This window comes from Streptomyces sp. NPDC001700 (assembly GCF_053596435.1).
Genome location: NZ_JBSFGE010000002.1, coordinates 521,768 through 533,062, shown reverse-complemented (window position 1 = coordinate 533,062; position 11,295 = coordinate 521,768). Strand labels below are relative to the sequence as shown.

1 protein-coding gene is annotated in these 11,295 nt (G+C 73.0%); it reads left to right on the top strand.

The features are described 5' to 3' along the window. Nucleotides 1–50 precede the first annotated feature (50 nt). Nucleotides 51–11,273 (top strand): type I polyketide synthase, encoded by an 11,223-nt coding sequence (locus ACWC5C_RS05315; protein ID WP_450873858.1) that lies wholly within the window; start codon nt 51–53, stop codon nt 11,271–11,273. The last annotated feature ends 22 nt before the right edge of the window (nt 11,274–11,295 follow it).

Below are 11,295 nucleotides of genomic sequence, written 5' to 3'. Positions count from 1 at the left end.
CGTGATGACCGCCCACCATTCTTCAACTGACCTCAGGAGGTGACGTTTCCGTGGCTAGCGTGAACGAAGAGAAGCTGCTCGACAATCTGAAGTGGATGACCACTGAGCTGCGCCGGACCCGTCGCCGCCTGACCGAGGTGGAGGCGGACGCGCAGGAACCCATCGCGATCACCGCGATGAGCTGCCGTTTCCCCGGCGGCGTCGGATCGCCTGAGGAGCTGTGGCAGCTGGTCGCGGAGGGCGGCGACGCCATTTCCGGATTCCCCGACGACCGTGGCTGGGACATCGAGGGACTGGCCGACCCGGACCCCGAACGCAAGGGCACCTTCTACAACACCGGTGGCGGATTCCTCGACGGCGCCACCACGTTCGACCCCGGTTTCTTCGGCATCTCGCCGCGCGAGGCGCTGGCCATGGACCCGCAGCAGCGGCTGCTGCTGGAAACGTCCTGGGAGGTGTTCGAGCGCGCGGGCATCGACCCGACGTCGGTCAAGGGCAGCCGCACCGGTGTGTATGTGGGCGCCTCGCCCATGGGGTACGGCCTCGGTACCCAGGACGTGCCGGAGGAGCTGGAGGGCCTGCTGCTCACCGGCGGTGCCACCAGCGTGCTGTCCGGCCGTATCGCGTACACCTTCGGCCTGGAGGGCCCGGCCGCCACGATCGACACGGCGTGCTCGTCGTCGCTGGTCGCCCTGCACTGGGCGGCCCAGGCGCTGCGTCAGCGCGAATGCTCGCTCGCCCTGGTCGGCGGCGTCGCGGTGATGCCCAGCCCCGATGTGTTCGTGGAGTTCAGCCGCCAGCGCGGGCTGGCCCCCGATGGCCGGTGCAGGTCGTTCGCGGCGTCGGCGGACGGCACCGGCTGGTCCGAGGGTGTCGGTGTGCTGCTGGTGGAGCGGCTGTCGGACGCACGGCGCAACGGCCACCCGGTGCTGGCGGTCGTACGCGGCTCCGCCGTCAACCAGGACGGTGCGAGCAATGGTCTGACGGCGCCGAACGGTCCGTCGCAGCGGCGCGTCATCCGTCAGGCCCTGGAGAACGCCCGGCTGTCCGCCGCCGAAATCGACGTCGTCGAGGCGCACGGCACGGGGACGACGCTGGGCGACCCCATCGAGGCGCAGGCGCTGCTCGCCACGTACGGCCAGGAGCGGCCCGAGGGCCAGCCGCTGTGGCTCGGCTCGCTCAAGTCCAACCTGGGCCACGCCCAGGCGGCGGCCGGTGTCGCGGGCGTCATCAAGATGGTCATGGCGATGCGCCACGGTGTGCTGCCGCAGACGCTGCACGTCGACCAGCCGTCCCCGACCGTCGACTGGTCGGCGGGCGAGGTGTCCCTGCTGACCGAGGCCCGGCCGTGGGACGAGACCGGCAGGCCGCGCCGGGCCGGTGTCTCGGCCTTCGGCGTGAGCGGCACCAACGCCCACACCATCCTGGAGCAGGCCCCGGAGCCGGAGGAGCCGCAGTCCACGGACGAGGACGGCACCCCGGCCCCGGCCACGGTCACCGCCGCCGTACTGCCGTGGGCCCTGTCCGCCAGGAACCGCGCGGCGCTGCGCGACAACGCCCGGCGCCTCCTCTCCTGCCTCGACAGTGAAACTGCCCTCGGCACCGCCGATGTGGCGTACTCGCTGGCCACCGGCCGGGCGGCGCTGGAGCGCCGCGCGGTGGTCGTCGGCGAGGACCGCGCCGGACTGGTCGCGGGCCTGGAGGCGCTGGCGCGCGGGGAGCTGGCGCCGGGGCTGATCGAGGGCACGGTCGCCGGTGGCGAGGTGGCGTTCCTGTTCACGGGGCAGGGCAGCCAGCGGCTGGGGATGGGGCGTGAGCTGTACGAGGCGTACCCGGTGTTCGCGGAGGCGCTGGACGCGGTGTGCGCGGAGCTGGACCCGCATCTGGAACGGCCGCTGAAGGGTGTGCTGTTCGGGGACGATGACGCTGCGCTGGATCAGACCGGTTTCACCCAGCCCGCGCTGTTCGCGGTTGAGGTGGCGTTGTTCCGGCTGGTAGAGGCGTGGGGTGTGCGGCCCGACTACCTCTCCGGCCACTCGATCGGTGAGCTGGCCGCCGCGCATGTGGCGGGTGTGCTCTCCCTCGCGGACGCTTGCCGGTTGGTGGCGGCTCGCGGCCGTTTGATGCAGGAGCTTCCGGCCGGTGGCGCGATGATCGCGGTGCAGGCGTCGGAAGAGGAAATTCTGCCGCTGCTCGGTGGTGGTGTGAGCATTGCCGCCCTCAACGGGCCCACTTCGGTGGTCATCGCGGGTGACGACGATGTCGTGGCTGAGGTCGCGGCGGGCTTCGAGGCGCAGGGGCGTAAGACGAAGCGGCTCACCGTCAGCCACGCGTTCCACTCGCCCCGCATGGACGGGATGCTGGACGCGTTCCGCCAGGTGGCGCACGGTCTTTCGTACGAGGCTCCGCGCATCCCCATCGTGTCCAACCTGACCGGTGCCGTGGTGTCCACCGAGGACATCACCAGCCCGGACTTCTGGGTACGCCACGTCCGGGAGGCCGTGCGCTTTCTCGACGGTGTGCGCACCCTGGAGGCCAAGGGCGTCACCACGTTCATCGAGCTGGGCCCCGACGGTGTGCTCACCGCGATGGCGCAGGAGTGCGTGACCGGCGAGGACGCGGCGTTCATCACCGCGCTGCGCAAGGACCGCCCCGAGGCGGAGGCGCTGACCACCGCCGTGGCGCGGGCGCATGTCCGTGGGGTCGCGGTGGACTGGGCCGGGTTCTTCGCCGGGACGGGCGCGGACCGGGTGGATCTGCCGACGTATGCCTTCCAGCACGAGCGGTTCTGGCTGGAGCCGAGCGCGGCGGCCGTGGGCGATGTGGCGCTCGTGGGGCTGGAGTTGGCCGGGCATCCGCTGCTGGGCGCGGCCGTGCCCCTGGCGGAGTCCGATGGGCTGGTGTTCACCGGTCGGCTCGGCGTGGACACCCACCCGTGGCTGGCCGACCATGCGGTGCGGGGCGCGGTGGTGGTACCGGGCACGGCATTCGTGGAACTCGCCGTACGCGCCGGTGACCAGGTCGGCTGCGATCTGCTCGACGAACTGACCCTGCACGCCCCGCTGGTGCTGCCCGCACGCGGCGGTGTCCGCCTTCAGGTCGCCCTCGGCGCGCCGGACGACACCGGACGGCGGCCCCTCACCGTGCTGTCCCGTGCCGAGGACGCCTCGGTCGAGGAGCCGTGGACGCGCCACGCCGACGGTGTGCTGGTCGCGGGCGCGCCCCGGCCGGAGTTCGCGCTGACCGCGTGGCCGCCGCCGGGCGCCGAGGCGGTCCGTACGGAGGAGCTGTACGCGACCCTCGCGGACGCCGGACTCCGGTACGGCCCGGCGTTCCAGGGGCTCACGGGCGCCTGGCGAGAGGGGAACGAACTCTTCGTCGAGGCCCGGCTGGACGACTCCGTCGCGTCCGGCGCGCAGGACTACGGGCTGCACCCGGCGCTGTTCGACTCCGCGCTGCACGCGCTCGGCCTGCTCGGCCCGGCCGACGGTGAACAGGGCGGGCTGCCGTTCGTCTGGAACGGGGTGTCGGTGTACGCGAGCGGCGCCTCCGCGCTGCGCGTGCGTCTGGTGCTGCGGGGCGCGGACGGCGTCCGGCTGGAGATCGCGGACTCGACCGGTGCGCCGGTCGCCGGAGTGGACTCGCTGGTCCTGCGGCCCGTACCGGCCGAGCGGGCGCTGACCTGGCGCGCGGCCTACCACGAGTCGCTGTTCCGGCTGGACTGGGCCACGGTGCCGGTGTCCGCCGAGAAGCCCGGAGCCAAGTCCGGAGCCAAGTCCGGGGCCGGTGTGGCGTGGGCGGTGCTCGGGGCCGGTGCGCCGGTCGCGCTCACGGCCGGTGCCACGGTCCACGCCGACCTGGCCGCGCTGGGCGATGCGGTGGAATCCGGGGCGATGGGGGCGCCCGAGTACCTTCTCGCGTACGTCGGCCCGGACACCGCCGAGGACGACGTGGCCGGTGCCGCCCACACCGCCGCGCGGGACGCGCTGGCCCTGGTGCAGACGTGGCTGGCCGAGGAGCGGCCGACCGCGTCCCGTCTGGTCCTGGTCACCCAGGGCGCGGTGACCGCCGGGGGCGATGCCGGGGTGGACGACCCGGCGCGGTCGGCGGTGTGGGGTCTGGTGCGCTCGGCGCAGTCGGAGCATCCGGACCGGCTGGTGCTGGTGGACGTGGATGGCACTGACGCCTCGTACGAGGCGCTGGGCGCCGCGCTGGCCTCGGGCGAGCCGCAGTTCGCACTGCGCCGTGGCACGGTCCACGCGCCGCAGCTGGCGCGGGTGGCTTCGGACGGCGCGATGGTGCCCCCGGACGGGGAGCGGGCGTGGCGGCTGGACAGCGTGGACAAGGGCACGCTGGAGAACCTGACGCTGCTGCCGTGCCCCGAGGCGGCGGCGCCGCTGGAGGCCGGGCAGGTGCGGGTCGAGGTCCGGGCCGCCGGGCTGAACTTCCGCGATGTGCTGAACGCGCTGGGGATGTACCCCGGCGAGGCCCCGGTGATGGGCATCGAGGGCGCCGGTGTCGTCGTGGAAACCGGCCCCGATGTCACCGATCTGGCCCCCGGCGACCGCGTCTTCGGCATGCTGCCCGGGGCGTTCGGGCCGCTGGTGGTGGCGGACCGGCGCATGGTGGCCCCGATGCCGCGCGGCTGGACGTTCGCCGAGGCGGCCGCCGTGCCGATCGTCTTCATGACGGCCTACTACGGGCTGCGTGACCTGGCCGGTGTGGAGAGCGGGGAATCGCTGCTGGTGCACGCGGCAGCGGGTGGTGTGGGCATGGCCGCCGTGCAGCTGGCCCGCCACTGGGGTGTGGACGTGTTCGCCACCGCCAGCCCGGGCAAGTGGGACACGCTGCGTGCGCTGGGGCTGGCTGACGACCGGATCGCCTCCTCGCGCGACCTGGCCTTCGAGTCGACGTTCCGTGACGTCAGTGGCGGTCGCGGCGTCGATGTGGTGCTGGACTCGCTGGCGCGGGAGTTCGTGGACGCCTCGCTGCGGCTGCTGCCGCGCGGCGGCCGGTTCGTCGAGATGGGCAAGACCGACATCCGGGAGCCGGAGGAGGTGGCCGCCCAGTACCCCGGCGTCTCCTACCAGGCGTTCGACCTGTTCGACGCGGGTCTCGACCGCATCCAGGAAATGCTGTGCGAGCTGCTGGACCTGTTCCACCAGGGGGCGCTGCGGCCCCTGCCGATCAGCGCCTGGGACGTACGGCAGGCCCCGGACGCGTTCCGCTACATGAGCCAGGCGCGGCACGTCGGCAAGGTCGTACTGACCGTGCCCGCCGGATGGAACCCGGACGGCACGGTACTGATCACCGGTGGCACCGGTGCCCTGGGCGGCCTGGTCGCCCGGCACGCGGTGGCCGAGCGCGGTGTGCGGCACCTGCTGCTCACCAGCCGCCGTGGCGAGCAGGCAGCGGGAGCCTCCGAACTCGTCGCCGAGTTGAGGGAGTTGGGCGCCGAGGTGACGGTGGCCGCGTGTGACGCGGCCGATCGCGAAGCGCTCGCCGAGGTGCTGGCCGCCATTCCCGCCGAACATCCGCTGACGGCCGTGGTGCACACCGCCGGTGTGCTGGACGACGGTGTCATCGGTTCGCTGACGCCCGAGCGCGTCGACCGCGTCATGCGTCCGAAGGTGGACGCCGCGTGGAACCTCCATGAGCTGACGCGGGACGCGGACCTGGCGGCGTTCGTGCTGTTCTCCGCCGTCTCGGGCGTGTTCGGCGGCCCCGGCCAGGCCAACTACGCCGCCGCCAACACGTTCCTGGACGCGCTCGCGTCGCGCCGTCGCGCCGAGGGGCTTCCGGCCCTCTCGCTCGCGTGGGGCCTGTGGGCGGGCTCCGGCATGGGCAGTGGCCTGAGCGAGATCGACATCAGCCGGATGCGGCGCGCCGGGCTGCCGCCGCTGTCCCCGGCGGAGGGCCTGGCCCTCCTGGACGCGGCGCTCGGCTCGGGCGAAGTGGCGCCGGTCCCCATGCGCGTCGACGCCGTCGCGCTGCGCGCCCAGGCCGCGGCGGGCACCCTCGCGCCGCTGCTGCGCGGACTGGTCCGCGTTCCGGTACGCCGCGTGGTGGACAACACCGCGAGTGACGGCGCTTCCGGCCTGGCCGGGCGGCTGGCCGGGCTGAGCGCGGCCGAGCAGGACCAGCTGCTGCTGGACCTGGTCCGTACCCAGGTCGCGGCGGTGCTCGGATACGCGGACCCGCAGGCCCTCGACGAGGGCCGGGTGTTCAAGGACCTGGGCTTCGACTCGCTGACGGCCGTCGAACTGTCCAACCGCCTCCGCGAGGCGACCGGGCTGCGGCTGCCGCCGACGCTGGTCTTCGACTACCCGAACGCGGCCGTCCTCGCGGGCCATCTGCGCGGTGAGCTGGTCGGCGACGTGGCCGACGCGATCGCCCCCCACCGGATGACCCACCGGATGACCACCTCGGCCGACCAGGACGACGACCCGATCGCGATCGTCGCCATGAGCTGCCGTTTCCCCGGCGGCGTACGGTCGCCGGAGGAGCTGTGGCAGCTCCTGCTCTCCGGCGAGGACGCCATCACCGGCTTCCCCTCCGACCGGGGCTGGGACACCCTCTACGGCGATGAACCGGAAGCCACCGCCTTCACCCATGAGGGCGGCTTCCTGTCCGACGTGGCCGACTTCGACGCGGCGTTCTTCGGCATCTCGCCGAGGGAAGCCCTGGCGATGGATCCGCAGCAGCGGCTGCTGCTGGAGGCCTCGTGGGAGGCGTTCGAGCGGGCCGGGATCGATCCGCAGTCGCTGCGCGGCAGCAGGACCGGTGTCTACATCGGCTCCAACGAACAGGACTATCTGAACCTGCTGCTGGACGAGTCGGGCCTCGGAGGACACCTCAGCACCGGCAACGCCTCCAGCGTGGCGTCCGGTCGGCTGTCCTACGCCTTCGGCCTCGAAGGACCCGCGCTCACCGTCGACACCGCGTGCTCGTCCTCGCTGGTGGCACTGCATCTGGCCGCGCAGGCGCTGCGCAACGACGAGTGCTCGCTCGCCCTGGTGGGCGGCGTCACGGTCATGTCGACCCCGGGCGTCTTCCTGGAATTCAGCCACCAGGGCGGGCTGGCCGCCGACGGCCGGATCAAGGCGTTCTCCGGCGACGCGGATGGCACCAACTGGGCCGAGGGTGTGGGCCTCTTCCTGGTGGAACGGGTCTCCGAGGCCCGGAAGAACGGCCACCCGGTCCTCGCCGTGCTGCGCTCCACCGCCGTCAACCAGGACGGTGCGAGCAACGGTCTGACGGCGCCGAACGGCCCGTCCCAGCAGCGCGTCATCCGTCAGGCCCTCGTCAACGCCGATCTCACGGCTGCGGACATCGACGTCGTCGAGGCGCACGGCACGGGGACGTCGCTGGGCGACCCGATCGAGGCGCAGGCGCTCCTGGCGACGTACGGTCAGCAGCGGCCCGAAGGCCAACCGCTGTGGCTGGGGTCGATGAAGTCCAACATCGGGCACACCCAGGCCGCGGCGGGTGCCGCCGGAGTCATCAAGATGGTGATGGCGATGCGGCACGGTGTGCTTCCGCAGACCCTGAATGTCACCGAGCCGACCCCGCATGTGGACTGGTCGGCGGGCGACATCGAGTTGCTGACCGAGGCGCGGGAGTGGCCGGAGACCGGCCGCCCGCGCCGCGCGGGCGTGTCGTCGTTCGGCTTCAGCGGCACCAACTCGCACGCGATCATCGAGCAGGGCCCGGATGTGGTGTCCGCTGACGTTGTCGCTTCGGATCGGACCACCCTGCCCGTTCTCGCCTGGCCGGTTTCCGGCCGTACGGAGAACGCGCTCCGGGCCCAGGCCGAGCGGCTGCGCGCCGTGGCGGGCGGCCCGGACGACGGGGCCCGCCCGCTCGACCTCGCGTACTCCCTGGCCACCTCCCGTTCCGCCCTGGAGCACCGTGCCGTGCTGCTCGGCCGGGACGGCGAACTCCCCGGCGAGCCGCTCGCGGCGCTGGCCGAGGGGCGTGGCGCGGCGGGGCTGGTCGAGGGTTCGGTGACCGGTGGCAAGGTGGCGTTCCTGTTCACGGGGCAGGGCAGCCAGCGGCTGGGGATGGGGCGTGAGCTGTACGACGCCTTCCCGGTGTTCGCCGAGGCGCTGGATGTGGTGTGCGACGCGTTGGACGTGCACCTCGAACAGCCCCTGAAGACGGTTCTTTTCGGCGAGGAAGCCGAGGCGCTTGACCGGACTGGTTTCACTCAGCCTGCGCTGTTCGCGGTGGAGGTGGCGTTGTTCCGGCTGGTCGAGGCGTGGGGTGTGCGGCCCGACTTCCTGTCCGGGCATTCGATCGGTGAGTTGGCTGCCGCGCATGTGGCGGGTGTGTTCTCGCTCGCGGATGCTGCTGAGTTGGTGGCGGCTCGTGGGCGGCTCATGCAGGAGCTTCCGGCTGGTGGCGCGATGGTCGCCGTCCAGGCTTCGGAAGAGGAAGTTCTGCCGCTGCTCGGTGGTGGTGTGAGCATTGCCGCCCTCAACGGGCCGTCGTCCGTGGTCATCGCGGGTGACGACGAGGCTGTGGCTGAGGTTGCTTCCGGTTTCGAGGCGCAGGGTCGTAAGACCAAGCGGCTCACGGTCAGCCATGCGTTCCATTCGCCGCGTATGGACGGGATGCTGGACGCGTTCCGGGAGGTGGCGCAGGGGCTTTCGTACGAGGCTCCGCGCATCCCGATCGTGTCGAACCTGACCGGGGGTGTCGTCTCCGCTGAGGAGATCACGACGGCCGACTTCTGGGTGCGCCACGTCCGTGAGGCCGTTCGCTTCCTCGATGGTGTGCGTGCTCTGGAGGCTCAGGGTGTGACCACGTACGTCGAGCTGGGCCCGGACGGTGTGCTCACCGCCATGGCGCAGGAGTGCGTCACCGGGGCCGACGCGGCGTTCGTGGCCGCGCTGCGTAATGGCCGTCCCGAGGCCGAGGCCGTCACCACGGCGGTCGCCCAGGCGTACGTCCGGGGCCTCGCGGTGGACTGGGCGGCGTTCTACGCCGGGACCGGTGCGTCCCGCGTCGACCTGCCCACGTACGCCTTCCAGCGCCGCCGCTACTGGCCCGACACCGCGCCGGAAGGGGCCGTCGAGACCACCGTGGACGCGGTGGACGCGCGGTTCTGGCACGCCGTGGAGCGCGAGGACTGGCAGTCGCTGGCCACCGAACTGCGCGTCGAGGGCGACCAGCCGCTCAGCGCGGTGCTGCCCGCCCTGTCGTCGTGGCGTCGCGCCCGGCGCGAAGAGTCCGCCGCCGATGGCCGTCTCTACAACGTGGCGTGGAAGCCGCGCCCGCAGGATCCGTCCGGTGCCCTGGCCGGGACCTGGCTGACCGTCGTCCCCGCGAGCCTCGCCGGGGACCCCCGGGTGGCCACGGTGGCCGACGATCTGACGCGGCGCGGTGTGCGTGTCGTACGCGTCGAGCTGGACGCCGCCGACACCGATCCCCAGGCCCTCGCAACGCGTCTCGCGTCGGCTTCGGCCGACGGCCCGGTGGCCGGTGTCCTGTCGCTGCTGGCGCTGGACGAGCGGCCGCATCCGGAGCATCCGGCGGTGCCGGTCGGCCTCGCGCTGACCGGTGCGCTGGTCGAAGCGCTGGAAGAGCGGGACGGCTATGCCACCGCGCGTCTGTGGTGCGCCACCCGGGGCGCGGTCTCGACCGGGGGCGCCGACCGGCTGGACAGCGTCACCCAGGCCCAGGTCTGGGGCTACGGCCGGGTCGTCGCCCTGGAGCAGCCCGAGCGCTGGGGTGGTCTGGTCGATCTGCCGGAGACGCTCAACGAACGCGCGCTGGACCGGCTCGCGGGTGTGCTCGCTGGAGCCGACGACGAGGACCAGGTGGCCATCCGGTCCGCCGGGGTCCTCGTACGCCGCCTCGTCCCGGCCCCGCGCGACGCGGCCCCCGCGTCCGTCGAGCCGTGGACGCCGCGTGGCACGGTGCTGGTGACCGGTGGCACGGGTGCGCTGGGGCGGCATGTGGCCCGTTGGCTGGCCCAGCATGGCGCGGAGCGGCTGGTGTTGCTCAGCCGTCGTGGCCCGGACGCGCCGGGCGCGGCCGAGATCGTGGCCGAACTGTCCGGTCCCGACACCGCCGTGTCCGTCGAGGCGTGCGATGTGGCCGACCGCGAGGCGCTGGAAGGCCTCGTGGAGAAGCTGGCCGCCAACGGCACCCCCGTACGGGCCGTGGTGCACGCGGCCGGGGCCTCCCAGGAGCCCGGCACGGGCACCGAACTCCCGGAGTTCGCCCGGATCGTGGCGGGGAAGACCACCGGAGCGGTCCACCTCGACGCCCTCTTCGGGGACGGCGCAGAGCCGCTGGACGCGTTCGTGCTCTTCTCCTCGATCGCCGGGGTGTGGGGCAGTGGCGGACAGGGCGCGTACGCGGCGGGCAACGCGTTCCTCGACGCGCTGGCCGAGCAGCGCCGCGCCCGTGGCCTCCCCGCCACGTCCGTGGCCTGGGGGCCGTGGGCGGAGGGTGGCATGGCCACCGAGGGCGACGCCGAGGAGCAGCTGCGCCGCCGTGGCCTGCCGCCGATGGCGCCGGGCCTGAACATGGCCGCCTTCCAGCGGGTGCTGTCCCGCCGGGAGACCGCCGTGACCGTGGCCGATGTCGACTGGGCGCGTTTCGCCCCGGCCTTCACCGCCGCCCGGCCGCGCCCGCTGATCGACGACCTGCCGGGTGTCCGCACCCTGCTGCGCGGCGGCGGCGAGGGTGAGGGCGAGGCGGCGGCCGACGGCGCGTCGGCGCTGCGGGAACGGCTCAAGGGGCTGGCGGCGGCCGACCGTGCGGACGCGGTGCTGGAGGTGGTCCGTACCCATGTGGCCACCGCACTCGGCCATGGTTCCGCCGACGAGGTCGAGGCCGGACGCGCCTTCAAGGAGCTGGGCTTCGACTCACTTACGGCGGTCGAACTGCGCACCCGGCTGGGCGCGGCCACCGGTCTCGGGCTGCCCGCGAGCCTGGTGTACGACTACCCGACACCGGCCGTGCTCGCCGAGCATCTGCTGACCGAACTGGTCCCGGACGACGGCCCGCGCCACGCGTCGGCCGAGCTGGACACCGATCCGCAGGACGCCGAGCTGCGCCGTATCCTGACCAGCCTCCCCATGAGCCGGATCCGGGAAGCCGGGCTGCTGGACACGCTGCTGCGGCTGGCCGAACCGCAAGCGGCCACCACCGAGACCGGCGGCGTCGAAGACGACACCGAGGCCATCGACACGATGGATGTCCAGCACCTCATCGACATGGCGCTCGATATCGACGGCCTCGACGGCAACGATTCCTGACGCGGACCCAAAGCACGGAGTA